The organism is Pseudomonas sp. 14P5.3.2 (assembly GCF_057799175.1).
Genome location: NZ_JBYOKU010000005.1, coordinates 1 through 25,690 on the forward strand (window position 1 = coordinate 1; position 25,690 = coordinate 25,690).

The window sequence follows — 25,690 nt, forward strand, 5'->3', positions numbered from 1 at the left end:
CCCCCCCCCCCCCCCCACCAAACCCCGCTCCCACAGGGAGTGATGTGGATCAGCGGGCGGCTACGCGTTTTTTCAAATAGTTCATGATGACTTTTTCATCTTCCGGTTTATCCGGACGCGGCAACTGTTGCGGCCAGGATTTCTGGCTCAGCAGTTTTTTCTGCTGGCTCTCGTCCCAACGCAGAATCTCCCGCGAGGCACATTCCCACCATTCGTGCCGGCAAACGCTGTAGTACGGATCTTCCGGCGCAGCGCTGCCGTACAGCAGATCGCGACCGACCTTGCGCAACGCACCTTTCTGATTGCGCAGCTTCCATTTGATTTTCAATCGGCGCCAGGCAGACGGGAACGGTTTGACCCGTGGCACGTCGGTACACAGGTCCACCAGGCGCTGGCTGAACTGCTCGCCGTGCTGGGAGAAGAAGTACGTCTGCATCGCGTGGAAGAAGCGTTTTTCCGCGAAGTAGTGGTAAACGTGTTTGCGCGCCTCTACCACCTGACGCTTGCGCATGGCGTACGACAGCGCGATCTGCTCAATGGTATGGATTTCGAAGCCGCCGAGTGTCCATTCATCGATCAGTCGGATCGACTCTTCGAAGAGCGCCGAATCCGCTTCGGTCACGCCGCACAAACCGCTGTTATAGAGTTTGAAACCGTTATCCGGCGTCACACCGTGCACGCGCAGATCGCGGCCGAGTTTCTGATAGTCGCTGCGCTGGTGCACATCTTTCCAGTTGTACTCGAAGCGATCCATCACCGAGCGGTTCGGCTCGATGAATTTGAACAGTTGGCTCGGGTGACGGGTGAACAAGGTGTCGGTGTCGACGAACAGGGTCTTTTCCGCCCACTGCATACCGGCGGCGATGGCGCAGGCCTTGCGTCGGTGGTGATAGCCATGAGTGCCTTGCCAGCGGGTCTGGGTCGCTTCGTCCAGCAACACCGTGTCGACCGGCCAGCCGGCGTAGTCCTCGGGGCGATCGGTGAGAATCCTGATGGCCGGCCGGTCGCCGTTTTTGGCTTGGGACAGCGCGGTCAGGATGCTGAACTTGGCTTCGCGCCGGTATACATCCTGATTGCCGTAAACCAGGTAAAGCAGTTGATGACGAACTTTCGTGAGGGGTGTTACCAGGGAATCAATACAACTCATCCGAAAACAAAATCCTTGTACAAAAAAAAGCGCTGCCGCTCAGGCAGCGCTTAAAACGGTGCCGGGCATTCGAAACGCAGGCGTTCGCCGGTTTGCGGGTGGGTGAAGCTCAGCATGCTCGCGTGCAGACACAGGCGAGGCCACGCCGCCAGGGCCTGTTCGTGGGCGTAGAGGCCGTCGCCCAGCAGCGGGTGACCGATGGACAGCATGTGTACGCGCAACTGGTGCGAGCGACCGGTAATCGGCGTCAGTTCCACGCGGCACCAATCGCCACAACGCTCCAGCACGCGCCAGAAGGTCAGTGCGTGTTTGCCGAATTCGTGGTCGACCACATGCCGCGGTTTGGTCGGCGGGTCGTAGCGCAGCGGCAGATCGATGCTGCCGCTGTCCAGTTCCGGCTGACCCCAGGCGAGGGCGGTGTAGGCCTTTTCGGTTTCACGATCGTGAAACTGGCGGGACAGTTCGCGATGGGTATCGGGGTCTCGGGCCAACAGAATGATGCCGGAGGTTTCCCAGTCCAGACGATGGACGATGCGCGCTTCGGGGTAGCCGTTTTCCTGCAGGCGAGTGATCAGGCAGTCCTTGTTGTCGTCGGCGCGACCGGGCACCGAGAGCAGCAAGGTTGGTTTGTCGACCACCAGTACGGCGGCGTCCTGATGAATGATGCGGATGTTGGACAGCGGCATTAAAACAGCCTCGTAACAAATGCCAACGGCGGCTCAGGCTGCTGATAACCCTGTAGGAGCTGCCGAAGGCTGCGATCTTTTGACGTTGAAGATCAAAAGATCGCAGCCTTCGGCAGCTCCTACACGAGCATCAGCAGCCCGAGCCGCCGTAGCGACTGCCGGATCGACTCAGCGATCTGGCAGGGTGATGTTGAGTTCCAGAATCGAGCAACTGCCCTGGCTTTCCAGTGCAACATGTACGTCGTCGTTACCGATGTTGACGTACTTGCGGATCACGTCGACCAGTTCCTTCTGCAAGGCTGGCAAGTAATCCGGCGTGCTGCGCTGGCCGCGCTCATGCGCCACGATGATCTGTAGACGCTCTTTCGCTACCGAGGCGGTACTTGGCTTTTTGTTGGCACGAAAGAAGTCAAAAAGGTTCATTACCTACCTCCAAACAGGCGCTCGAAGAATCCCTTCTTCGTAACATCGAGGAAACGATGTTCTTTTTCTTTGCCCAGCAGACGATCAACGGCATCGCTGTACGCCTGACCGGCATCGCTCTGGTCGTCGAGAATCACCGGGACGCCCGAGTTGGAAGCTTTCAGAACCGCTTGCGACTCAGGGATGACGCCCAGCAGGGTCACGGCCAGAATTTCCTTCACGTCTTCGACGCCCAGCATCTCGCCATCGCTGACGCGCTGCGGATTGTAACGGGTCAGCAGGAGGTGTTCCTTGATCGGCTCTTCGCCGTTTTCGGCGCGACGCGATTTGCTGGCCAACAGGCCCAGCATGCGGTCGGAGTCACGTACCGAGGATACTTCCGGGTTGGTCACGATGATCGCTTCGTCGGCGAAGTACATGGCCAGGTGCGCACCTTTCTCGATGCCCGCCGGGGAGTCGCAGACCACGAAGTCGAAGTCTTCCTTGAGCGCCATCAGGACTTTTTCCACGCCTTCGACGGTCAGCGCGTCTTTGTCGCGGGTCTGGCTGGCGGCCAGCACGTAGAGGTTTTCCAGGCGCTTGTCTTTGATCAGGGCCTGCTGCAGGTTGGCTTCGCCGTTGACCACGTTGACGAAGTCGTACACCACGCGACGCTCGCAACCCATGATCAGGTCGAGGTTACGCAAGCCCACGTCGAAGTCGACGATCACTGTTTTGTGGCCGCGCAGAGCGAGGCCGGTACCGATAGCGGCGCTGGTGGTGGTCTTACCCACACCACCCTTGCCGGATGTAACCACGAGAATCTTGGCCAAGGTGTTTCACCCCTAAGGAAGAAGGACTTTTTAGCCCCTGAAAAACATCTCTTGAAAACTACTGCAGTCGGACAGCCTTGGCTGGAGTTCGGCGCAAGTCGCACTTGCCAGGGGCAAACGCTCCTTGATCCTTTTTCCTACTTCGTTTGAGCCGTTTTCGCTACGTTTTAGAGATGCTTGGAAAATGCGGCAGTATCCGTTAAAGCCGAATGATGTTCAACACGTCGGCCGACAGGCTGACCTGTACACCGGAGCCCCACAGTGGATCGCGGCGCAAATCTTCGGAAACCTTGTAATGCCCGGCGATGGATATCAGTTCAGCGCTCAATTGCTGACAGAAAATCCGCGCCTTGGTGTCGCCCTTGACACCGGCCAGCGCACGACCGCGCATCGGGCCGTATACATGGATGTTGCCATCGGCAAGAAGTTCCGCCCCCGGACTGACCGAGGAAACCACGACCAAATCGCCACCCTGGGCGTATATCTGTTGGCCACCACGTACTGGCGTGGTGATCACACGGGTCGGTTTGACGGTCGGCTCCGGCGGCTTTTCCGGCTTCTTTTTGACTTCCGGTTCCGGGGCTTCCAGCGGTCGTTCCCGGGCGCCGGACGGCGGCAGCACCGGGATGTCGATGGCGATGGCGGCGGCGATGTCTTCGATGCGACTGGCGCGGATCGCCAGGGTACGCAGGCCATGCTGGCGGCACACGCGCATCAGACCGGGCAGATCGACCGCGCCTTCGCCCGGCGGCAGTTTGTCCAGCGCCAGGACCAGCGGGGCATTGCTGAAGAAGTTCGGGGCCTGGGCGACTTTGGCGGCCAGTTGCCGATCGAGGCTGTCGAGGTCGTTACGGGACAACTCCAGCACCGTAATGGCCAGCATGCTGCCCTTCAACTGGAACACAGGATCTTGATCTGGCGATTCGTTTTGGCTCATATCGGCATACAACGGCTTGTCACTAAAAGTGCCGAGACTTATAACGAGAACGCCCGCGAGCCGCAAGCCGGGTCGAACAATGTAGAATGCGCGGCCACTGAATTTACGGAAGCTTTAATGGATCGCCCGCGTTTTCGAAGAGCCTTTCTTTCTCCCCGCTTCTGGCCGCTCTGGTGCGGTCTGGGGCTGTTGTGGCTGGTCGTGCAGTTGCCGTATGCGGTTTTACTGACGATCGGTCGTATTCTGGGCGCATTGATGTATCGCGTGGCCGGCGACCGGCGGCGCATCGCCAAGCGCAATCTTGAACTGTGCTTCCCGGAAAAATCCGCCGCCGAGCGCAAACGCCTGCTCAAGGAAAACTTCGCCTCCACCGGCATTGCGTTTTTTGAAATGGCGATGAGTTGGTGGTGGTCCCGTGAGCGTCTGGCGAAGCTGGCCCACGTCGAAGGGCTGGAGCATCTGCAACAGGCCCAGCGCGAAGGCAAAGGCGTGATCCTCATGGCCGCGCACTTCACTACCCTGGAAATCGGTGCGGCGCTGCTCGGTCAGCAGCACACCATCGACGGCATGTACCGCGAGCACAAGAACCCGTTGTTCGACTTCGTCCAGCGTCGTGGCCGCGAGCGGCACAACCTCGATTCGCTGGCGGTGGAGCGTGACGATGTGCGCGGCATGCTCAAGCTGCTGCGTTCGGGCCGGGCGATCTGGTACGCACCGGATCAAGACTACGGCGCCAAACAAAGTATCTTCGTGCCGTTGTTCGGCATTCAGGCTGCAACGGTGACCGCCACCACCAAGTTCGCCCGGCTGGGCAAGGCGCTGGTGGTGCCGTTCACTCAGGAACGTCTGGCGGATGGCAGCGGTTACAAACTGGTGATCCATCCGCCGCTGGAGGACTTCCCGGGCGAAACCGAGGAGGCCGACTGCATCCGCATCAACCAATGGGTGGAAAGTGCATTGCGCGCCTGCCCTGAGCAATACTTGTGGGCGCATCGCCGGTTCAAGAGCCGTCCACCGGGTGAGCCGAAGCTTTACCCCAAACGGCGCGGCTGATTCACTTACCCTTTCAAGCACCATGGAGCGTTGCGATGAGCCCAGCTGAACCGGTCACAGGTTTGATTCTTTCCGGCGGCGGGGCTCGGGCGGCGTATCAGGTGGGGGTGCTGGCGGCGATTGCCGAATTGCTGCCACTGGGTGCGGACAATCCGTTTCCGGTGATCGTCGGCACCTCGGCCGGGGCGATCAACGCGGTCAGCCTGGCCAGTGGCGCCACCGATTTTCGCGCGGCCATCGAACGCCTGACGCTGTTCTGGCAGGGCTTTCGCAGCCACCGGGTGCTGCGCAGCGACTGGCCGGGGGTGATCCGCCAGGCCAGCCGCTTTGTCAGCCACAGCCTGTTGGGTATGGGCCGCCACCTGCCTGTGGCGCTGCTCAACAGTTCGCCGCTGCGCGATCTGCTCAATGAAAAACTGCACATGCCGGGCATCGCCGAATCCATCGCGCGCAAGCAATTGCATGCGGTGGCGGTGACCGCGTTCGGCTATGAGTCGGGGCAGGCAGTGACCTTCTATCAGGGCGGCGGCAAGATCGATGCATGGTTGCGGCATCGCCGTATCGGTGTGCCGACGCAGCTGTCGGTGGACCACTTGCTGGCCAGTTCAGCAATCCCGCTGTTGTTCGCCCCGGTGAAAATCGGCGAGGAATATTTCGGTGACGGCGCAGTCCGCCAATCGGCGCCGATCAGCCCGGCGCTGCACCTGGGCGCGAGCCGGGTGCTGGTGGTGGGCGTCAGCGGCAACCCGCGCGGTTTCGATCCTCAGCAACCGCTGGAGCGCTCTTACACCGGTCAGCAGCCCACCCTGGCGCAGATTGGCGGGCACCTGCTCAACAGCACGTTCATCGACAGCCTGGAGAGCGACATCGAGTTGCTGCAGCGTCTGAACCAGTTCAGTCACCTGATGCCCGAGGGCGTGCCGACTCGGGAGCTGGGGGTGGCGCCGGTGGAGGTGCTGGTGATTGCGCCGAGTCAGCCGATCGATGAAATCGCGGCGCGGCATCGCCAGGAGTTGCCGGCGGCGTTGCGCCTGTTCCTGCGCGGCCCGGGTGCGACCAAGACCAGTGGGGCAGGGGTGTTGAGCTATCTGCTGTTCGAGGCGGGGTATTGCAGCGAGCTGATCGAACTGGGACGGCGCGATGCGTTGGCCAAGCGTGAGGAGTTGTGCCGGTTTCTGGGGATCAGCGAAGCGGTGGTGCCGGCCTGAGATTTGCGGTGCGGCCATTCGCGAGCAAGCCCGCTCCCACATGGGTTCTGTGTCGGTCACAAAACCAGTGTGGGAGCGGGCTTGCTCGCGAAGGCGTCCTTGCAGACGCCACTGATACCAGGATCAGAAGTGGAACTTCACCAGGAAGCTGGTCACGTTCTGATTGGTGGTAAAGCCACGGGAGTCTTCGATCCCGTACTTGTCTTTCCAGTAGTCGTACTCAACACCGACGTACAGCTGCTTCTCGCCAAAATGCAGGGCCTTGCCCAGGTCGTATTTGACCTGCGGGTTGAAGTGCAGGTTGGCATGATACTCGCCCTTGTTGTTGACGTCGTTGTCGACCACCCAGTCCATGTAGCCGTCGATCAGCACGTTCGAGCTGCCGACCGGAATGGTGTAGGACCAGACCGGAGTGATCTGCCAGACGTTGTCACCCGGACGCGAGCTGTCGGTGTGGCGCTGGTAGAAGTTCAACTGGAAATAGTCGAAACCCGGGATCGCCAGATCGAAGCCAGGACCGATCAGGTACGACTCGACGTCGCCTTCACCGAACTCGTAAGTCATCGCCAGCAACACGTCCTTGATCGGGCCGAATTCGATCTTCTGGTCCAGGACTTTGCCCAGCGAAATACGTGGCTGGAACTCACCATAAGTGGTGTTCGGGCCGACGTTGGCGTCGTCCTTGCCGTTGTAGAAGATCTTGTCGACGAACAGGAAGTTATCCCCGTATTTCCAGGCGTCGGCGTGTTCGAAGGTGACGGTCTGCTGGATCGCCGGGTTGACCTTGAAGTCTTTGCCGTAGAGGTAGGTCAGGCTGTTGTTCTGCCATTGCAGCAGGCCATCGGCCATGGCCTGACCCCCGGCCAACATCGATCCCGCGAGCATCAGGCTGGTGCACATACGTTTCATTCGGTTGCTCCCAAAGTAGGTGTTCCACGTTTATTTTTTTAAGATCGGCGCTCTGGTGTGGCGCCTTTTTTCGTTGCTGCAAAAGTCATCCGATCGGTCAGCTTCGCTGGTGATAGCAAGAGCTGGGCCAAGGCTTTCAGAAAGCAAAAAAACGCCCGTTCGGCTGCTGAAAAACAGTCGATTGAGCGTGTTTTCGGGATGCCTCGGTACTGACCGGGGCCGGGATAAGTTGGCTCTTCGGTCAGGAATTAAATCCGGGCTTTTTTTTAGACCGAATTCAAGAGGCCGCGGAGAATACTGACTCCTCGGCCAGCTCTCAAGTGCCCCGCAACAGAGCACCGACGACAGGTATGGGGCACGGTTGCGGGCCATCTCAGAAGTGCACCTTCACCAGCAGGCTGGCGGTGTTCTGATGGGTGTCGAGGTTGTGACTGCTTTCGACCCCGTATTTGTTCTTCCAGTAGCTGTATTCGGTGCCGACGTACAGTTGCTTGTGGCTCCAGCCCAGGGCTTTGCCCAGGTCGTATTTGATCTGCGGATTGATGTGCAGGTTGGCGTGGTAGGTGCCGCGCGAGTTCTGGTCGTTGTCGACGACCCAGTCCAGATAGCCGTCGATCAGCAGATCGGAATTGCCCACGGGAACGCTGTACGACCAGCCCGGGGTGATCTGCCACACACCGTCTCCAGGGCGCGGGCCTTCGGTGTGGCGGCGGAAGATGTTCAGGGTCACGTAGTTGAAGCCAGGCACCTTGAGGTCGAAGCCGGGGCCGATCAGGTAGGCCTCGCTGTCGCCTTCGCCGTACTCGTAGGTCATCGCCAGCAGCACGTCCTTGATCGGGCCGAACTCGAGCTTCTGGTCGAAGATCTTGCCGAACGAGAAGCGCGGAGTGAATTCGCCGTAGTAGGTGTGCGGGCCTTTGTTGCGGTCGTCCTGGCCGTTGTAGAAGATCTTGTCGACGAACAGGAAGTTGTCGCCGTACTTCCATTTGTCAGCGTGCTCGAACGTCACCGTCTGCTGGATCGACGGGTTGATCGCGAAGTTCTTGCCATACAGGTAGCTCAGGCTATTGGTCTGCCACAGCAGTAAATCGCCGGCCATGGCCTGACTCGCGGCCAGCAGGCCGCCACTCAACAGAACGTTGGTTTGCGTGCGAATCATCTGTTGCTCCCTCTTGTTTTTATTGTTGAGGCAGGGTGTTGCATAGTCCATGTGGGAGCGAGCTTGCTCGCGAAAGCGGTGTGTCATTCAACAGTGATGTTGACTGACATGGCCTCTTCGCGAGCAAGCTCGCTCCCACAGGGGTAATCGGTAATGCTGTTAATGCGCATGGCAGTCGTTGATCGCTGCGCGTTCGGCGCCGCCGAGGATGTTGAACAGCAGGTTCAGGGTCAGCGCGCTGAGCGTGGCCATGGCGATGCCGCTGTGGGTGATCGGGCTCATCCACATCGGCAGGTGCGCGAAGAACTCCGGACGCACCACCGGGATCAGTCCCATGCCGATGCTCACCGCCACCAGCAACTGGTTGCGACGGTCACCGATGTCGGCTTCCTGAAGGATCTTGATCCCGGTAGCCGCCACCATGCCGAACATCGCAATCGCTGCACCGCCAAGCACCGCCGGTGGAATCGACGCCACCAGGAATGCGGCTTTCGGCAGCAGGCTGAGCACGATCAGCAGGCCACCGGCAACGATGGTCACCGAACGGCAGCGCACGCCGGTCATCTGCACCAGGCCGATGTTCTGCGCGAACGAGGAGTGGGTGAAGGTGTTGAAGAACCCGGCAAAGAACGATGCAGCCGCGTCACACATCAAGCCGCGACGCAGCATGCGCGGGCAGACTTCCTGGCCGGTGATCTTGCCCAGCGCCAGGAACATTCCGGTGGACTCGACGAAGATGATCACCACCACCAGGCACATCGACAGGATCGGCGCGAGTTCGAATTTCGGCATGCCGAAGTGCAGCGGGGTGACGAACTGAACCCATGGCGCGCTGGCCATGCCGCTCAGGTCGACCATGCCGAGCGCGCCGCAAAGTACGTAGCCGAAACACATGCCGATCAGCACGGAAATATTCACCCAGAACCCGCGCATGAAGCGGTGGATCAACAGAATGGTAGCCAGCACCAGGGCGGCGATGGCCAGGTAAATCGGCGAGCCGAATTGCGCCGCGGCGGCGCCGCCACCGGCCCAGTTCACGGCCACGGGGAACAGCGACAGACCGATCGAGGTGATGACTGTGCCGGTCACCAGCGGCGGGAAGAAACGCACGACCTTGGACATGAACGGCGCGATGAGCATGCCGAAGAACCCGGCGGCGATGGTTGCACCGAAGATCCCTTGCAGACCGATACCGGGCATGCCGGCCATGGCGACCATGCTGCCGACGGCGGCGAAACTCGCGCCCATCATCACTGGCATGCGGATGCCCATCGGGCCGATGCCCAGCGACTGGACGATGGTGGCGATACCGGCGACCAGCAGGTCGGCGTTGATCAGGAAGGCGATTTCTTCACGACTCAGGCCAGCGGCCTGTCCGATGATCAACGGCACCGCGATGGCACCGCCGTACATCAGCAGAACATGTTGCAAACCGACCAGGATCAGTTGCAAAAGGGGCAAACGCTGAATGGCGGGTGCGTCGGGGATGCGCGCTTTGGACAGCTCGGACATGCAACACCTCGGATCTTTTTTATTCTTGTGATTAACAGCTGTTGGGTTGCTCACAGCTGTCCTTTTGCATCATTCATAGTTGTGGCTGCAGAGCTTGTTTGTGGCGAGGGAGCTTGCTCCCGCTGGACTGCGCAGCAGTCCCTGCTCTTCAGGCAAAGAGAGGGGCCGCTTCGCGACCCAGCGGGAGCAAGCTCCCTCGCCACAAAAGCCTGCTTTTACACAGGCTTTTGTCTAGCTCAGTTGGTCTGGGCTCCCTGCGCGATCCATGCACCGATCAGGTCACGTTCCTGCTGGGTCATCTGCGTGATGTTGCCCAGTGGCATGATCTGCGTGGTGATGGCTTGCGCCTGGATCCGCGCCGCGTTCTGGCGGATCTGCTCGGGGGTGTCGAACATCACACCGGCGGGTGCCGCGCTGAACAACGGGCTGGTCGGTTTGGCCGAATGGCAGACCGCGCAGCGCTCCTGGATCACGTTGTGCACCTTGTCGAAGGCCGGACCGACGTTGGACGCTTGCGCCGGTGCTGCCGCAGGGGCTGCTGGCGCTGCAGGTGCCGCCGCTTCAGCCGGTTTCGCGCCACCGCCCAGTGCCGTTTCCGGCAGTGGCTGGTATTCGATTTTCGCGGGTGCCTTGGCCACGTCCGGTGCGGTCGGCATCGGCGCAGGGCCGGTGACGTACGCCAGGGTGATCATGCCCACCGCTGCCACCGGCAGAGTCCAGGCAAACTTGTGGCTGTCGTGACGGGTGTTGAAGTAGTGACGCACCAACACCGCCAACACCGCGATCCCGGCCAGGATCAACCAGTTGTACTGGCTGCCGTAAGTGCTCGGGAAGTGGTTGCTGATCATGATGAACAGCACCGGCAGGGTGAAGTAGTTGTTGTGACGCGAACGCAGCAGGCCCTTGGCTGGCAGCGCCGGATCCGGTGTGCGGTTCTCGGCGATGGCCGCGACCAGTGCACGTTGCGCCGGCATGATGATGCGGAACACGTTACCGACCATGATGGTGCCGATGATCGCGCCGACGTGCAGGTACGCACCACGACCGCTGAACACCTTGCTGAAGCCATACGCCGCGCCGATGATCAGCACGAACAGGATGAAGCCCAGCAGGGCGGGTTTTTTGCCCAGTGGCGAATCGCAGAGGAAGTCGTAGACGAACCAGCCAGCGATCAGCGAACCGATGCCGATGGCCACGCCTTCAGGGCCGGTCAGGCCGCTGCCGGGTGCCACGAGGTAGAGCACGGGGTTGGAGTAGAACACCACGCACAGCAGCGCGATCCCCGACATCCAGGTGAAGTAGGCTTCCCATTTGAACCAGTGCAGGTTCTCCGGCATCGACGGTGGGGCCAGTTTGTATTTTTCCAGGTGATAGATACCGCCGCCGTGGATTGCCCACAGATCACCGGCAAGACCGGTTTTCGGGTTGACGCGGTTGAGGTTGTTCTCCAGCCAGACGAAGTAGAACGACGCGCCGATCCAGGCCACGCCAGTGATCATGTGAACCCAGCGCACGCTCAGGTTCAGCCATTCCAACAGATGTGCTTCCACAGTCTTTACCTCTCGCCTGTCACCCTTGTTGTCGGGTGATCAGACCTTCTCTTATTGGTGGGGGGCGAGGATCAAACGCTCATCCTCTTTGAAAAAATGCTCATCGCAGTTATTGCCTGTGCCACTGCGATCAACCACCAGGAAGTCATCCCGCTTTTCGATCGTCAGCACCGGGTGGTGCCAGACGCCGCGATGGTAATTGATGCCCTGCCTGCCGTTGGTGACGAAGGCGCGGACCAAGCCTGATACAGGTTCATCGCCAAGTGGCGCGACCACGATCAGAAAGGGGTTGCCGAGCAGCGGAATGAAAGCCTGGCTGCCCAGCGGATGGCGTTCCAGCATGCTCACGGTCAGCGGCATGTCCTGCGCGTCGGCGCGGAAGATGCTGATGATCGCGTTGTCCTCAGGCGTAGCGGTTTCGACCGTCGCCAGTTTGTGGAAGCGCATGGTCGAACCGTTGTTGATCATGAAGTGGTCGCTGCCGTCGGTTTCGATCACGTCACCGAAGGGGGCGAAGGCTTCTTTGGTCAGCGGTTCAATCGTTAGTGTGCGCATGCTGTTCTTCTTATCCGAATTCTGTGTTGTTTGATCTGACGCTTTCGCGAGCAAGCTCGCTCCCACAGGAATTGCGATCAATGTGGGAGCAAGCTTGCTCGCGAATGGTCGCGCCGCTTACTTCGCTACCTTGCCGAGAACGCGCAGGCGGCTCACACCACCATCCGGGAACACGTTCAGACGGATGTGGGTGATCGGGCCCAGTGCCTTGATCTGCTCGACGAAGGTGTGTTCGGCGTGCATTTCCAGCTTCTGGCTCGGCAGCAGTTCACGCCAGAACAGCGACTGGGTTTCGATCTGGCTGTCGGTGCCGCCCTTGACGAACGCGCCCTGGATCGAGCAGGTGTCCGGGTAGTTGCCCTTGAAGTGCAGGGTGTCGACGATGATTTTTTCGATCTCGCCCGGATGGCCCAGCGCGACGATCACCCAGTCATTGCCCGGGGTACGACGACGTGCGGTTTCCCAGCCGTCGCCCATGTTGATGCCACGGCCCGGGTTGAGGATGTTGCTCATGCGGCCGAAGTGTTCGTCGGAGCAGGCGAGGGCGCGGCCACCGTTGAGGGCTGCTGCCAGGTCAACCTGTTCGTTGTCACCAACAGCCGACCAGTCGCGGAACGGAATGCCGTACACGCGCAGACGGGCGACACCGCCGTCCGGGTAGATGTTGAAGCGCAGGTGGCTGAACGCTTGGTCGTTGCTGATTTCGTGGTAGTGGTGGCTGTTGCCTTGCAGCTCGACGGCCGACAGCACTTCAGTCCACTGGGTGTTTTCGTCCGGCTCGCCCGAGGCCAGGAAGCATGCTTCCAGCGAGGCCGATGGCGGGAAGTTGCCGGTGAAGAATGAGGTGTCGATGTCCACGCCTTTGATCGAGCCCGGTACGCCCAGACGGATCACCGCGCTGTCGTAGCCTTCAAAGCGCTTGCGACGCGATTCCCAGCCGTCCATCCACTTGCCGTTGTCGTCGAACACACCCTCCTTCCACACGGCCGGGGTCGGCTGAAACAGACGATTGGCGTCTGCGAACCAGTCATCGGTGACCGAGATGATTTTGGTGCCCAGACGGGCATCGGCCAGGTTGACGAACTTCTCGAAAGGTACGGCGTAAGCTTTCATTCTTCTTGTCTGCCTTTAATAAGTTGGCTGGGGATGCTTGCAAGGCCCTGGGTGCTCTCCGCGTTTGATGCACTCGGGCCAGGCTTCGCTAGAGAGTCAGTAAACGGAACAGGGCGATCTTGTTGATCTCCGCCAGCGCGCATTTGAATTCGGTGTCGACCGAGTTGTGAATGCGCGTTTCGAACGCCGCGAGGATCTGATGCCGGTTGCTGCCTTTTACCGCCATGATGAAGGGAAACTTGAACTTGGCTTTGTAGGCGTCGTTCAGCTCGGTGAAGCGCTGGAACTCTTCGGCCGTGCATTGGTGAATACCGGCGCCAGCCTGTTCATTGGTGCTGGCTTCGGTCAATTGGCCCTGGACGGCGGCTTTGCCGGCCAGGTCCGGGTGAGCGTTGATCAGTGCCAGTTGACTGGTGTGATCGGCGCTCAACAGGATGTCGCTCATGCGCTGGTGCAGGGTTTCGATCTCGTCGATCGAAGCATCCGCGCCCAGGTCGTAGGCCTTCTCGGCCACCCATGGCGAATGTTCGTAGATGTCGGCGAAGGCTTTGACGAAGGCGTCGCGGCTCAGGGTCGACGGTTGCAGGGTTTGAAAGCGGCTCATTTGGCGGCCCCTTGGTACGGGTGGGTTGCGTGCCAGTGGCGTGCGATGTCGACGCGACGGCTGAACCACACCTGTTCATGACTTTTAGCGTATTCGATGAAGCGCTTGAGCGAGGCCAGACGCGCCGGACGGCCGATCAGGCGGCAGTGCAGACCGATCGAGAGCATCTTCGGCGCTTCGGCACCTTCGGCGTAGAGCACGTCGAATGCGTCTTTGAGGTATTCGAAGAAGTCGTCGCCCTTGTTGAAACCCTGAACTTGCGTGAAGCGCATGTCGTTGGTGTCGAGGGTGTACGGGATCACCAGGTGCGGCTTGCCGGTCGGGTTGTTCGGTTCCCAGTAGGGCAGGTCGTCGTCGTAGGTGTCACAGTCGTAGAGGAAACCACCTTCTTCCATCACCAGACGACGGGTGTTCGGGCCGGTGCGGCCGGTGTACCAGCCCAGTGGGCGCTCGCCGGTGAGTTCGGTGAGGATGCGGATCGCTTCGAGCATGTGCTCGCGCTCCTGCGCCTCATCCATGTACTGGTAGTCGATCCAGCGATAGCCGTGGCTGCAGATTTCGTGACCGGCTTCGACCATCGCGCGGATCACGTCCGGGTGGCGCTGGGCGGCCATGGCCACGGCGAAGATGGTCAGTGGAATGTCGAATTCCTTGAACAGTTTCAGAATCCGCCAGACGCCGGCGCGGCTGCCATACTCGTAAAGCGATTCCATGCTCATGTTGCGCGCGCCTTGCAGCGGCTGGGCAGCGACCATTTCCGAGAGGAAGGCTTCAGATTCTTTGTCGCCGTGCAGGATGTTGCGTTCGCCGCCTTCTTCGTAATTGAGCACGAACGACAGGGCGATGCGGGCATTGCCCGGCCAGTGTGGGTGAGGAGGGTTACTGCCGTAACCGATCAGGTCGCGTGGGTAGTCAGCGCTCACTGCAGTCTTCCTTCTTGTTCGTTGACAGGTTTGTGTAACGGCATGCACAGGCTGGCGTCACAGCGATGGGCTGATTGTATACAACTTTATTCTCAATTTGTAAGCCTGATTTTTCGCATTTTTCACCGACTGTCATCTTTTGCTGCTAATGGCGTAAACCTGCAAGAAACCTGCCTGATCAGTCAGCTAATGGATGCGAGGTTCAATAGCCAGGCGCTTTAGGCGCAGATTCGCGTTAAACGCCCGAATGACGGGGGTGATGCGAAAAATGTCGTTTTTATTGTGTACAATTTTTTTGAAAAGTGTCTTAATCAGTCGCTCGCCGCAACTTTTCGTGCTCCGAATCGGTGCGGTCTCCTTTTTACCTGACTTCGGGAGGCGCGAAGTCTGACTGCTCTTTGCGGCCAGGCGCGCAGAATCAATGGGACGTTTGACAACACACGTTTTGGACGCTGCACACGGTTGCCCGGGCAGCTCGATCAAGGTCGAGCTGTACCGCGTCGAAGGTTCGCACCTGGAATTGGTCGCCAGTGCGATAACCAACAGCGATGGCCGGGTCGATGCGCCATTGCTGCAAGGCGATGATTACCGCACCGGGGTCTATCAGGTGCAGTTCCACGCCGGCGATTACTACCGCGCCCGTGGCGTTCAGTTGCCGGAACCGGCGTTCCTCGACGTGGTGGTGCTGCGTTTCGGCATCTCCGCCGAACAGGATCACTACCACGTGCCACTGCTGATCTCGCCTTACAGCTATTCCACCTATCGGGGCAGCTGACCCCCAAGCAGCTGCCCCCACCGGGAAGCGACTGCGCATATAGCTTCTTTGGTCTTTCGCCCGCTCACACTGCGGGCTTTTTTTCGCCTGGAGGAAAGTGTTGTCTGATCTGACGCCTTCGCGAGCAAGCCCGCTCCCACATTTGGAATGCATTCCCTTGTGGGAGCGGGCTTGCTCGCGAAGCTTTTGCTGTCAGCGGCTCAACAGAGAAGCAGCCCCGGCACCACTGAACAACCCGGCACTCACCCGATTGAACCAGCTCTGTCCCTTGCCGCTACGCAGATACCGCGCCGCACCATGCGCGCCCAACCCGTAAGCCAGTTTGCAGCACAGATCCAGCACCACCCACGTGGCAATCATGATCAGCAACTGCGGCAGGAACGGCTGTTGTGCGCTGAGGAACTGCGGCAGAAACGCGGCGAAGAATAGAATGTCTTTCGGATTGCTCGCGCCCAAGACAAAGGCGCGCCCGAACAGTGTGCGAAAGCGTGGCACTGGTGCGGCTTGTGGCACTTCGGCACCGACCGCTGGCTGACGCGATTGCTGCCAGCTCTGCCAGGCGAGATAGAACAGGTACAGCGCGCCGACGATTTTCAGGGCGCTGAACAGTTGTTCCGACGCCAGCAGCAGGGCGCCGAGCCCCAGCGCCGAAGCACTGAGCAGGCAGATCGAGGCGATCACGCCGCCGAGAAATGCCGGGTAAGAGCGGCGCAAGCCGTAGTTCAGACTGTTGCTGATCATCAACAACGACAGCGGCCCCGGAATCAGGATCACCACCAATGCAGCGCCGCTGAACAGCAACCAGGTTTCCAGACTCATCACTTTCCTCCTTTTTTTGTTGTACTCAAGAATGTGCAAAAGCCCCACCCGCGAGGGTGAGGCTGGTTTGACGCTTGAACCGCGTGTCGCTTACAAGAAGATGAACTTGGCGATGAAGATCGCGCAGAGCACCCACAGGCTGACGGAAATTTCCTTGTACTTGCCGGTGCCGGCCTTCAGCGCCACGTAGGTGATGAAGCCCAGCGCAATGCCATCGGCGACCGAGAAGGTCAGCGGCATCATGATCGCGGTGACAATCGCCGGGATGGCGTCAGTGGCCTCATCCCATTCGATGTGCGCCATGCCGCCCATCATCAGCATCGCGACATAAATCAGCGCACCGGCTGTGGCGTAAGCCGGAATCATGCCGGCCAGTGGCGCGAAAAACATCGCGGCTATAAATAGCACACCCACGGTGACTGCGGTAAGACCAGTCCGACCACCAGCCGCTACGCCAGCGGCACTTTCCACATAGCTGGTGACGGGCGGAACGCCGACCACCGCACCGAAGACGCTGGAGGCGCTGTCGGCTTTCATCGCTCGGGAAAGGTTTTCGATACGCCCGTCTGCGTTGACCAGATTGGCGCGCTGGGCGACGCCCATCAGGGTGCCGGCGGTGTCGAACATGTGTACGAAGAGGAAGGCCAACACCACGCTGATCATGCTGACGTTGAACACACCGGCGATGTTCATGGCCATGAACGTAGGCGCCAGGCTCGGCGGAGTCGACATGATGCCCGAGTAGTGCACGATGCCCAGGCCCCAACCGGCCAGGGTCACGGTGATGATGCTGATGAGGATCGCGCCGAACACTTTGTGGTAGCTGAGGATCGCGATCATCAGGAAGCAGATCGCAGCGAGCAGCGGGCCGGGTTCACGCAGGGAGCCGAGTTTGATCAGCGTCGCCGGGCTGTCGACGACGATACCGGCGGTCTTCAGGCCGATCAGCCCGAGGAACAGACCGACACCGGCGCCCATCGCAAAGCGCAGGCTGACCGGGATGCTGTTGAGCAGCCATTCGCGAATGCGCGAGAAGGTCAGGATCATGAACAGCACGCCGGAGACGAATACCGCACCGAGCGCGGTCTCCCAGTTGTAGCCCATGGTGCCGACCACGGTGTAAGTGAAGAATGCGTTGAGGCCCATGCCCGGCGCCAGGCCCACCGGCCAGTTGGCGTACAGACCCATCAGCAGGCAGCCGAGCGCGGCGGCGATGCAGGTGGCGACGAAAGCTGCGCCATGATCGATCCCGGCATCGGCCATGATGTTCGGGTTGACGAAGATGATGTAGGCCATGGTGATGAAGGTTGTCAGACCGGCAATCAGCTCGGTCTTCACCGTGGTGCCATGCAAGCTGAGTTTGAAGATGCGCTCCAGCACGCCTGTGCGTAAGGGCGGCGAGAGTTCCAGCGTCGATGCTTCGGATTTGCGGCTTTCCACAGCGAGTACTCCTCAAGAGTTTTATTGTTATTTCCAGGGCCGGACCCATGAGGGGTGGCAGCAGCCCTTTGAGGCATACGCGAATTTGTTGACCATGCGGTCAGGAACTCGCACGCAGTGGATTATGCTTTTGTGTACAAATAAAGCAAATATTGTTTTTGGTTTTGTTTACGAAAGGTCAGGCGATAGGGATATATCGCTCTTGGGGGCCCCTTCGCGAGCAAGCCCCCTCCCACAGTGGATCTCCAGTGGACCCGAATCATGGGTAACCAGCAGAACCCTGTGGGAGGGGGCTTGCTCCCGAAGAGGCCAGCCCAGTCAATCGAGAGGTGACTGAGTGTTCCCAAGCGCCATATTCACCGCCAGCCAGCCATTCACCGCCGCCTCCCCAGCCTCGGCAAACACCCGCTCGAGCAACTTCACTTGCTCACGGCGCAACGCCTGCTCGAACTTTGCACCTTCCACGGTCAATTCCAGCAGACGCTTACGCTTGTCCGCCGCCGACGCCACGCTGTCCACCAGGTGCATTTCCTGCAGTTGGCGCAACGGCATGTTCAGCGCCTGTTTGCTTACGCCGAGCAATCCCAGCAACTCCTTCACACTCAAATTCGGATAACGCGCGATGAAAAATACAATCCGCTGATGCACCCGGGACAGACCGCGGCGCTCCAGCATTTCATCGGCCTTGGCGGTGAACGCCTGATAGCCGAAGAAAAACGCTTCCATCGCCTGTTGCTGGCTGGCGGGGCTTTTAAGGTCAAGCATGTTGACGTACTCGCTCAAGCTGTCGTAGTTTCGGTCAAGCAGTTTGACTCAAATCTCTCCAGCCTCGCTACCGGTGACTCCCATGGCTTTTTCCGAACGTGTCTCGCGCCTTAAAAGTTCTCTGATCCGTGAAATCCTCGCCGCCGCCCAGCGCCCGGAGGTGATGTCGTTCGCCGGTGGCCTGCCCGCCGAAGCCATGCTGCCGAAAGTCGAATGGGCCGAGATGCCGCTGGCGCTGGGTCAGTACGGCATGAGCGAGGGCGAGCCGGCGCTGCGTGAAGCGCTGGCGGCGGAGGCGAGGGCGCTGGGCCTGGCGTGCGAGGCGAGTCAGGTGCTGGTGGTCAGCGGTTCCCAGCAGACCCTCGATCTGGCGGCCAAGTTGTACATCGACAAGGGCACCGAAATTCTTCTGGAGGCGCCGACCTACCTGGCCGCGCTACAGATCTTCCAGCTGTTCGGCGCCGAATGCCTGACCGTGCCGCAAGAATCCGATGGCCCCAATCTCGCTCAACTGCGCAGTCGACTTGAGCAACATCGCCCGGCGTTCATCTACCTGATCCCGACGTTCCAGAACCCCTCCGCCGTGCGCTACAGCGAAGCCAAACGCGCCGCCGTCGCCGCGTTGCTGGATGAATTCGGCGTGACCCTGATCGAAGACGAGCCGTACCGCGAATTGGCTTTCGACGGCGGCAGCGCCAAACCGATTGCCGGGCGCCTGCAGAAAGCCAGTTGGATCTACACCGGCACCGTGTCGAAAACCTTGCTGCCGGGTTTGCGCGTCGGCTACCTGATCGCCAGTCCGGACCTGTTCCCGCATTTGCTCAAGCTCAAACAGTCGGCGGATCTGCACACCAACCGCATCGGCCAGTGGCAGGCGCTGCAATGGATTGGCACGGAAAAATATCAGCAGCATTTGGGTGAGCTGCGTGGCTTCTACCGACAGCGCCGGGATGCGTTCCAGTCTGCGCTGGAAACGCATTTCTCTGATCTGGCGCACTGGAACATGCCGCAGGGCGGGCTGTTTTTCTGGCTGACGCTAAAGCAACCGCTGGATACGCGAACGCTGCTCAACGCCGCGCTGGCCAACGACGTAGCGTTCATGCCCGGTGAGCCGTTCTTTGCGGATCCGGACAACCATCACGGGCATCTGCGCCTGAACTTCAGCCACATCGATCCGGCGCGTCTCAATGAAGGGCTCAAGCGACTGGCGGCGGTGGTGCGCCAAGCCCAGGCAGCGTTAGCGGCGTAAGAGTGATCACTCTTTCTGCGCGGCGATGCTCGCCAACTCTTCGTTCGACCAGCCGCCACCCAGCGCCTTGATCAAGCCGACATTGGCGCTGAGCTGACGGGTCTGCACATCCAGCACACTGCTCTGCGCCTGCAGGGCGGTGGTCTGCGCCGACACCACATCCAGATAACCCACCGCCCCTTGACGATACTGGTCCAGCGCAAGGTTCTCCGACTGCTGCGCCGCGTCCGCCGCGTCGCGCTGATCCTTCAGTGCCGAGCCCAGGCCGGACACCAGCGACAGGTTGTCTTCGACTTGGGCGAACGCCGCCAGTACCACGCTGCGATAGTGCGCGCCGGCTTCGTCGGTGGCGGCCCGTGCTGCATCCAGTTCAGCCTGATGTGCGCCGCCATCGAAAATAGTGCCCAACAGCGAAGGGCCGATGACCCAGAAAAGATTGGGTGCGGAAAGCAGTTTGGCGTACTCGGCACTTTGAAAACCGGCCTGCGCGCTCAGGGTCAGGCTGGGATAGAACGCGGCCTTGGCCACGCCGATTTTCGCGTTGGCTTCAGCGGTGCGGCGCTCGGCGGCGGCGATGTCCGGGCGGCGCTGCAACAAGGTTGACGGCAACCCGACCGGCACTACCGGCAGGGTCACCGGATGAGTGCTCTCGGCGATGCTGAAGTCCGAGGCCGATGCGCCGACCAACGCGGCGATCGCATGTTCCAGCAAGGCCCGTTGCGCCTGGTTTTGCGTCAGCTGCGATTTGGTCGATGACAATTGCGTGCGGGCACGGGCCACGTCCAGTCCGGAGACGATGCCGCCGTCATGCAGGCCCTGCGTCAGGTTCAGGGCTTTCTCGAACGCCGCACCGGTTTCCTTCAGCAGGCGGGTTTGCTGATCCAGTCCGCGCAGGCGGATGTAGGTGTCGGCCAGTTGCGTCTGCAGGCTCAGGCGCGCCGAGGCCAGGTCAGCCTTCTGCGCCTGGGCTTCGTCCTTGCCGGCGGCGACCGTGTCGCGCACCCGGCCCCACAAATCCACCTCGTAATCGATCTCGGCCCCGAGCGTCACCGAGTTGTACTCATCCGGGCCGCCATTGCGCAGCGGCTTGTTGTCCGACTGGCGAATGCGCTGCGGCTGGGCATTGCCGGTGATGCTCGGAAACAGCCCGGCCTCGACCTGTTTGACGAACGCCTGGGCCTGGGCGTAATGCGCCAGCGCGGCGCTCAGGTCGGGATTGTTGTGCAGCAATTGCTGTTGCAGCGCGTCGAGCTGCGGGTCGTTGTACATCCGCCACCAACCATCGCGGTTCAACTGGTCGGAAGGCTGCGCCGTGGTCCACGGTGCGACCGTGTGAAACGGCGCGGCAACCGGCGTCGGCGGCACGTGGTAGGTGGGTGCCAGCGAACAGGCATTGAGCCCGAGCGCCGCGCCCAAAACCCACGCGGCGGTGCACAACGCCGAGCGCTCAGCCATTGTTTTTGCCTCCCTTGTCGGGCTGCACGATCTGCACGCTGTCATCGTCGGCGAGGCCGTCCGGCGGGGTATCGATCACTCGGTCACTGGCCAGCAGGCCGGAGCCGATCTCCACTGAATCTCCCAACTCGCGGGCAATGGTGATGGTCTTGAAACGCACCTTGTCATTTGCATCCAGCGTCGCCACGCGCAAGCCGTGTTCGTCGTAGCGCAACGCACTGGCCGGCAGCCGCAAGGCGTTGACCTGCACCGGCAACTTGAACTCGACATTGGTGAAGCCGCCCGGGATCAGGCGTCCGCCGGGGTTATCCACCAGCAACTGAACCAGTGTCGTGCCGGAGGTGGCATTCACCGAGTCGGCGGTGGCGATGACCTTGGCCGGAAACTGCTCCTTCTGATATTCCGGCACGGTCAGATTGGCGCTGGTCCCCGCACGGACCAGTGGCGAAAAATTCTGTGGTACCTGCACATAAACCCGCAAGCGGCTGACATCGGACACCACAAACAGCTCGGGACCGTTGCTGCCGCTGCCAGCGTTGATCAGCGCGCCGACATCGGTTTCGCGCGCGGTCACCACGCCATCGAACGGCGCTACCAGACGCTGAAAGCCTTTGGTTGCCACCAATCGGTCGACGTTGGCTTTTGCCGCCAGTACCTGCGCCTGCTTGGCGCTGAGGTCGCCGTTGCGTTGATCAACGTCCTGGCGCGACACCGAATCGGAGGCCAGCATCGCCTGCCAGCGCTTTGCCGTGGTCGCCGCCAGCGACTCGTTGGCCTGGGCGGTGGCGAGGTCGGCGCGGGCTTGCAGCAGTTGTTGATCAAGCTCCGGGGCATCGATTTCGGCGAGCAATTGACCGGCCTTGACCGGCGCACCGATGTCGAATTTCCATGACTTCAAATACCCGCTGACGCGGGCGAAAATCGAGGCGCGGGAGTACGCCTCCAGCCGTCCCGGCAGATTCAGCACCGGACCTTGCGGGGCGATGCTTGGCGAGATCAGCACCACGTTGGCCACGGCCTGTTTGTCGGTCCAGTCCTTGAGCGTGCGCGATTCGCTGACGCGCCAGATGATGCACGCGATGACGATCAACACCAGCACCAGCCCGGTCAATGCGATGCGCCACAGACTGTGCTTGCGCCGCTGGGGCGCAGGGGTGTCCGGGGCAATGTGCTCGTCAGTCATGTCAGGCGCCCTCCGGGGCAGGAGGCAGTGGCGCGTCAGCGGCCGGGGCTGGCTCGCGGGCGTCTCGGGCGTGGACAATGCTGAAAATGATCGGCACCAGGAACAACGTCGCCATCGTGGCGAAGGACAGCCCGCCGATCACCGCCCGACCCAGTGGCGCGTTTTGCTCGCCACCTTCTCCCAGGCTCAGGGCCATCGGGGTCATGCCAATGATCATCGCCAGCGCGGTCATCAGCACCGGGCGAAAACGGGTGAACCCGGCCTCCAGTGCCGAACTGACCGAGTCACCATGGGCATCGAGGCGCTCGCGGCAGAAACTGACCACCAGAATCGCGTTGGCGGTTGCCACCCCGATGCACATGATCGCCCCGGTCAGCGCCGGCACCGACAATGGCGTGTGGGTGAGAAACAGCATCCAGACAATCCCTGCCAGTGCCGCCGGCAACGCCATGAGAATCACGAATGGATCGAGCCACGACTGGAAGTTGACCACGATCACCAGATAGATCAGCACCACTGCGCCGAGCAAGCCGTAGAGCATGCCGTTGAACGCACTGTTCATGGTTTGCACCTGGCCTTGCAGGGCGACTTTCGAACCCTTCGGAACATCTTTGGCGTGGGCATTAATGATGTCCTGAATATCCGCCGCCACGGCGCCAAGGTCGCGGTCCTGAGTCGACGCGAAAATCTCCACCACCGGTTGCAATTCCGACTGGCTGAACACTGAATGGCTGTTGGTGCGCTCAAGCGTCGCCAGACCGCCGAGAATCTGCTGGTCATTGCCGGCGCCGGTCGGACTCAGTGGCAGGTTGTTCAGCGCTGACAGCGAGTCGAGGTTGTATTGCGGCGTCTGCATCACGATCGGATAAGAAATGCCGTTGGCGGTGTTGAGCCAGTACGTCGGCGCCACCTGACTCGAGCCCGCGAGGTTGACCACCAGACTGTTGGTCACATCGCGTTCGGTGATGCCCACCAATTGCGCGCGGGTGCGGTCGACGTTGACCTGAAAGGTTGGCAGTTGCTCGGATTGTTGCAGGCGCGCATCGGCCACTCCCGGGACTCGCCGGATCTCACGCAACAAGGTATTGGCGTAGGCGAAATTGGCGACTTGATTGCCGCCCTGGATCTGCAGGTCGATGGGCGCCGACGCACCGAAATTCAGGATCTGCCCGACGATATCCGCCGGTGGAAAGGAAAACACCAGACTGGGAAATTGCCTGGGCAGTTGCTCGCGAATCTGCCGCATATAGTCGGCGCTGGGGCGGTGACCGTCATTGAGCTTGATGTGGATGTCGCTGTCCTGCGAACCCACGGTGCCGGTATTGTTGTAGGTGATGTTGATGCCGCTGATAGACAGGCCGATGTTGTCGACCACCGAGCCGAGATCGGCGGGCGGGATGATGCGGCGGATCGCGTTCTCGACGTCGTAAATCAGCTCGGCGGTCTTCTCTACGCGGGTGCCGACCGGCGCGCGTACATGCAGCAGGATCTGTCCCGCGTCGACCGCCGGAAAAAAGTTGCGCCCCAGAAACGGCACGAGGGTGAACGACAAAAGCACGAAGCCGAAAAAGCACACAACGAAAATTCCCCGGTGGTGCAGGGTGGTTTCCAGCATCGCGTGGTAGCGATCGCGAACGGCCTCGAAGCGCTTCTCGAAACCGCGTTGAAAACGCACCAGCGGATTGCGCGAACGCTGATTGTGCGCTGCTTGTTCCTCCTTGGTGTGCGGCTTGAGCAGGTAGTTGGCCATGGTCGGCACCAGCGTCCGCGACAGCAGGAACGAAGCGATCATGGCGAACACCACCGCTTCGGCCATCGGCACGAACAGATAGCGGGCGATGCCTTCAAGGAAGAACATCGGCACGAACACGATGCAGATGCACAGCAGCGAAACGAAGGCCGGGGTGACGATTTGCGCGGCACCGTCGAGGATCGCGGTCTTCACCTCTTTACCCTGTTCCAGGTGCCAGTTGATGTTTTCGATGGTGACCGTCGCTTCATCCACCAGAATCCCCACTGCCAGGGCGAGGCCACCGAGGGTCATGATATTGAGGGTTTCGCCGAGGGCGGCGAGGGTCGCGATCGAGGCCAGAATCGACAGCGGAATCGACACGGCAATGATCACCGTCGAGCGCCAGCTGCCAAGGAACAGCAGAATCATCAGGCTGGTCAGGGCTGCCGCGATGATCCCTTCCTTGGCCACGCTGCTGATCGCCGCGCGGACGAACACTGACTGATCCTCGATGAACTCGATTTTCAGGTTGTCAGGCAGCGCAGCCTTGGAGTCGGCGAGTTTGTTGCGGATACCGTCGATCACGCCAAGGGTCGAGGCGGACCCGGTCTTGAGAATGGTCAGCAGCACCGAGCGGCTGCCGTTGACGTGAACGATGTTGGCTTGAGGGGGATTGCCGTCACGCACGGTCGCCACATCGCGAATCAGCACTGTGGTGCCGTTGGCGGTCTTGATCGGTAAATCCTGCAGATCCTTGAAGTCCGTCGGCGCGTTGTTCAGCAGCAGCGGGTACTCATAGTCGCCGATTTTTTCGGTGCCCACCGGGGTGATCAGGTTCTGCGTGGCCAGTGCGTTAGCTACATCCTGCCCCGAGAGCCCGCGGGCCTGCATGGCGGCCGAGTCGAGGTCGATCTGGATCTGCCGGCTCTTGCCGCCGAACGGATAGGGGATGGCCGCTCCGGCGACAGTGGTCAGCATCAATCGCACGGTGTTCAGGCCGATATCGCCCAGTTGTTGTTCGCTCAGATTCTTGCCGGACAACGCCAGTTGAATGATCGGCACCGTCGAGGCGCTGTAGTTGAGGATCAGCGGCGGGGTGGTCGCCGGCGGCAACTGGCGCAGGATCGCTTGCGACACCGAAGTCACTTGCGCGTTGGCGTTGGTGATATTGACGTTGGGCTGGAAGAAAATCTTCACGATCCCGAAGCCGTTCAGCGACTGCGCCTCGATGTGGCGGATGTCGTTGACCGTGGTGGTCAATACGCGCTGGAACGGTGAGGTGATCCGTCCGGCCATTTGGTCGGGCGACAAACCGGTGAACTGCCAGATCACCGCGATCACCGGAATGCGGATCTCGGGAAAGATGTCGGTGGGCGTACGCAGCGCCGCCAGCGGACCGGCGATCAGGATCAGAATCGCCAGCACCACAAAGGTATACGGTTTTCCCAGCGCGATACGTACCAGTGCATGCATTGCGATTGTCCGGGCAACGGAGCGGACAGCGATACGAGCGAGGAACGGGCCGTGAGCGCTTGATCGACTGCCTGTCCGTGGGAGCGTGGGTGAGCCCGGATGGCAGGTGAATGCGCCTCTGGCTCTGCTTCTCGCAGAATAGACCGCCGTGACTGTGGCAGCCGGCAAATCGACCAACAGTAGATGAATATTTAGTTAGCTTGGTAAG

General features: G+C 60.7%; 23 protein-coding genes. 4 read left to right on the top strand and 19 right to left on the bottom strand.

The window, feature by feature from the left end; translation table 11 throughout:
* Positions 1-49: 49 nt before the first annotated feature.
* The 5 genes from AC27VU_RS05470 to minC all read right to left on the bottom strand — a co-directional run bounded on the left by AC27VU_RS05470 (position 50) and on the right by minC (position 4,005).
* Positions 50-1,147, bottom strand: coding sequence for a hypothetical protein (locus AC27VU_RS05470; RefSeq protein WP_488723603.1), 1,098 nt, complete (start codon positions 1,145-1,147; stop codon positions 50-52).
* A 50-nt stretch (positions 1,148-1,197) separates the two neighbouring features.
* Complete coding sequence (locus AC27VU_RS05475) at positions 1,198-1,833, bottom strand: RluA family pseudouridine synthase (protein WP_003223144.1); 636 nt, start codon at positions 1,831-1,833, stop codon at positions 1,198-1,200.
* A gap of 168 nt (positions 1,834-2,001) precedes the next feature.
* Positions 2,002-2,256, bottom strand: a complete 255-nt coding sequence (minE, locus tag AC27VU_RS05480) for a cell division topological specificity factor MinE (RefSeq protein WP_003223146.1) — start codon at positions 2,254-2,256, stop codon at positions 2,002-2,004.
* A complete protein-coding gene (minD, locus tag AC27VU_RS05485) occupies positions 2,256-3,068 on the bottom strand; it encodes a septum site-determining protein MinD (protein WP_003223148.1) in 813 nt (270 codons plus the stop codon). Before minD ends, minE begins: the two co-directional genes overlap by 1 nt.
* 199 nt (positions 3,069-3,267) lie before the next feature.
* Positions 3,268-4,005 (bottom strand): septum site-determining protein MinC, encoded by a 738-nt coding sequence (minC, locus tag AC27VU_RS05490; RefSeq protein ID WP_045122352.1) that lies wholly within the window; start codon positions 4,003-4,005, stop codon positions 3,268-3,270.
* Between the two features lie 117 nt (positions 4,006-4,122).
* Here minC and AC27VU_RS05495 point away from each other — a divergent pair, with 117 nt between their 5' ends.
* Positions 4,123-5,058 (top strand): lipid A biosynthesis lauroyl acyltransferase, encoded by a 936-nt coding sequence (locus AC27VU_RS05495; protein WP_103485989.1) that lies wholly within the window; start codon positions 4,123-4,125, stop codon positions 5,056-5,058.
* Positions 5,059-5,093: 35 nt separating this feature from the next.
* Positions 5,094-6,266: a patatin-like phospholipase family protein gene (locus AC27VU_RS05500; protein WP_488723604.1), complete on the top strand. Its 1,173-nt coding sequence runs from the start codon at positions 5,094-5,096 to the stop codon at positions 6,264-6,266.
* 123 nt (positions 6,267-6,389) lie between these two features.
* Here AC27VU_RS05500 and AC27VU_RS05505 read toward each other — a convergent pair whose 3' ends face one another.
* The 8 genes from AC27VU_RS05505 to puuE form a co-directional block, all read right to left on the bottom strand.
* Positions 6,390-7,175, bottom strand: a complete 786-nt coding sequence (locus AC27VU_RS05505) for an outer membrane protein OmpK (protein ID WP_003223156.1) — start codon at positions 7,173-7,175, stop codon at positions 6,390-6,392.
* 373 nt (positions 7,176-7,548) lie between these two features.
* Positions 7,549-8,334, bottom strand: coding sequence for an outer membrane protein OmpK (locus AC27VU_RS05510; protein WP_400497475.1), 786 nt, complete (start codon positions 8,332-8,334; stop codon positions 7,549-7,551).
* Positions 8,335-8,493: 159 nt separating this feature from the next.
* Positions 8,494-9,846 carry a nucleobase:cation symporter-2 family protein gene (locus AC27VU_RS05515; protein ID WP_003223161.1) on the bottom strand — a complete coding sequence of 451 codons (1,353 nt, stop codon included), beginning with the start codon at positions 9,844-9,846 and terminating at the stop codon, positions 8,494-8,496.
* Positions 9,847-10,082: 236 nt separating this feature from the next.
* Positions 10,083-11,396: a urate hydroxylase PuuD gene (locus tag AC27VU_RS05520; protein ID WP_488723605.1), complete on the bottom strand. Its 1,314-nt coding sequence runs from the start codon at positions 11,394-11,396 to the stop codon at positions 10,083-10,085.
* Between the two features lie 51 nt (positions 11,397-11,447).
* Positions 11,448-11,951: an ureidoglycolate lyase gene (locus AC27VU_RS05525; RefSeq protein WP_007960046.1), complete on the bottom strand. Its 504-nt coding sequence runs from the start codon at positions 11,949-11,951 to the stop codon at positions 11,448-11,450.
* A 117-nt stretch (positions 11,952-12,068) separates the two neighbouring features.
* On the bottom strand, positions 12,069-13,064 hold the full coding sequence (gene alc / locus AC27VU_RS05530) for an allantoicase (RefSeq protein ID WP_003223166.1): 996 nt from the start codon (positions 13,062-13,064) through the stop codon (positions 12,069-12,071).
* Between the two features lie 88 nt (positions 13,065-13,152).
* On the bottom strand, positions 13,153-13,668 hold the full coding sequence (uraD, locus tag AC27VU_RS05535; RefSeq protein ID WP_003223167.1) for a 2-oxo-4-hydroxy-4-carboxy-5-ureidoimidazoline decarboxylase: 516 nt from the start codon (positions 13,666-13,668) through the stop codon (positions 13,153-13,155).
* Complete coding sequence (puuE, locus tag AC27VU_RS05540; RefSeq protein ID WP_003223169.1) at positions 13,665-14,591, bottom strand: allantoinase PuuE; 927 nt, start codon at positions 14,589-14,591, stop codon at positions 13,665-13,667. The genes uraD and puuE overlap by 4 nt, the downstream gene beginning before the upstream one ends.
* A gap of 421 nt (positions 14,592-15,012) precedes the next feature.
* Between puuE and uraH the strand changes: the two genes are divergently transcribed.
* Complete coding sequence (gene uraH / locus AC27VU_RS05545; RefSeq protein WP_003223171.1) at positions 15,013-15,366, top strand: hydroxyisourate hydrolase; 354 nt, start codon at positions 15,013-15,015, stop codon at positions 15,364-15,366.
* A 192-nt stretch (positions 15,367-15,558) separates the two neighbouring features.
* Here uraH and AC27VU_RS05550 read toward each other — a convergent pair whose 3' ends face one another.
* From AC27VU_RS05550 to AC27VU_RS05560, 3 genes are all read right to left on the bottom strand, one after another.
* Positions 15,559-16,185, bottom strand: a complete 627-nt coding sequence (locus tag AC27VU_RS05550) for a LysE family translocator (protein WP_003223174.1) — start codon at positions 16,183-16,185, stop codon at positions 15,559-15,561.
* A gap of 90 nt (positions 16,186-16,275) precedes the next feature.
* Complete coding sequence (locus tag AC27VU_RS05555; protein ID WP_003223176.1) at positions 16,276-17,625, bottom strand: NCS2 family permease; 1,350 nt, start codon at positions 17,623-17,625, stop codon at positions 16,276-16,278.
* 318 nt (positions 17,626-17,943) lie between these two features.
* A complete protein-coding gene (locus AC27VU_RS05560; protein WP_045122353.1) occupies positions 17,944-18,390 on the bottom strand; it encodes a MarR family winged helix-turn-helix transcriptional regulator in 447 nt (148 codons plus the stop codon).
* A gap of 82 nt (positions 18,391-18,472) precedes the next feature.
* Between AC27VU_RS05560 and AC27VU_RS05565 the strand changes: the two genes are divergently transcribed.
* The gene (locus AC27VU_RS05565) at positions 18,473-19,639 is read left to right on the top strand and encodes an aminotransferase-like domain-containing protein (protein WP_488723606.1); all 1,167 of its coding nucleotides are present in this window, start codon (positions 18,473-18,475) and stop codon (positions 19,637-19,639) included.
* A 6-nt stretch (positions 19,640-19,645) separates the two neighbouring features.
* Here AC27VU_RS05565 and AC27VU_RS05570 read toward each other — a convergent pair whose 3' ends face one another.
* The 3 genes from AC27VU_RS05570 to AC27VU_RS05580 are packed head-to-tail and all read right to left on the bottom strand — an operon-like array spanning position 19,646 to position 25,482.
* A complete protein-coding gene (locus AC27VU_RS05570) occupies positions 19,646-21,094 on the bottom strand; it encodes an efflux transporter outer membrane subunit (protein WP_201138324.1) in 1,449 nt (482 codons plus the stop codon).
* Positions 21,087-22,277, bottom strand: a complete 1,191-nt coding sequence (locus AC27VU_RS05575; RefSeq protein WP_400499212.1) for an efflux RND transporter periplasmic adaptor subunit — start codon at positions 22,275-22,277, stop codon at positions 21,087-21,089. Before AC27VU_RS05575 ends, AC27VU_RS05570 begins: the two co-directional genes overlap by 8 nt.
* Before the next feature lies 1 nt (position 22,278).
* Positions 22,279-25,482: an efflux RND transporter permease subunit gene (locus AC27VU_RS05580; RefSeq protein WP_488723607.1), complete on the bottom strand. Its 3,204-nt coding sequence runs from the start codon at positions 25,480-25,482 to the stop codon at positions 22,279-22,281.
* Positions 25,483-25,690 lie beyond the last annotated feature (208 nt).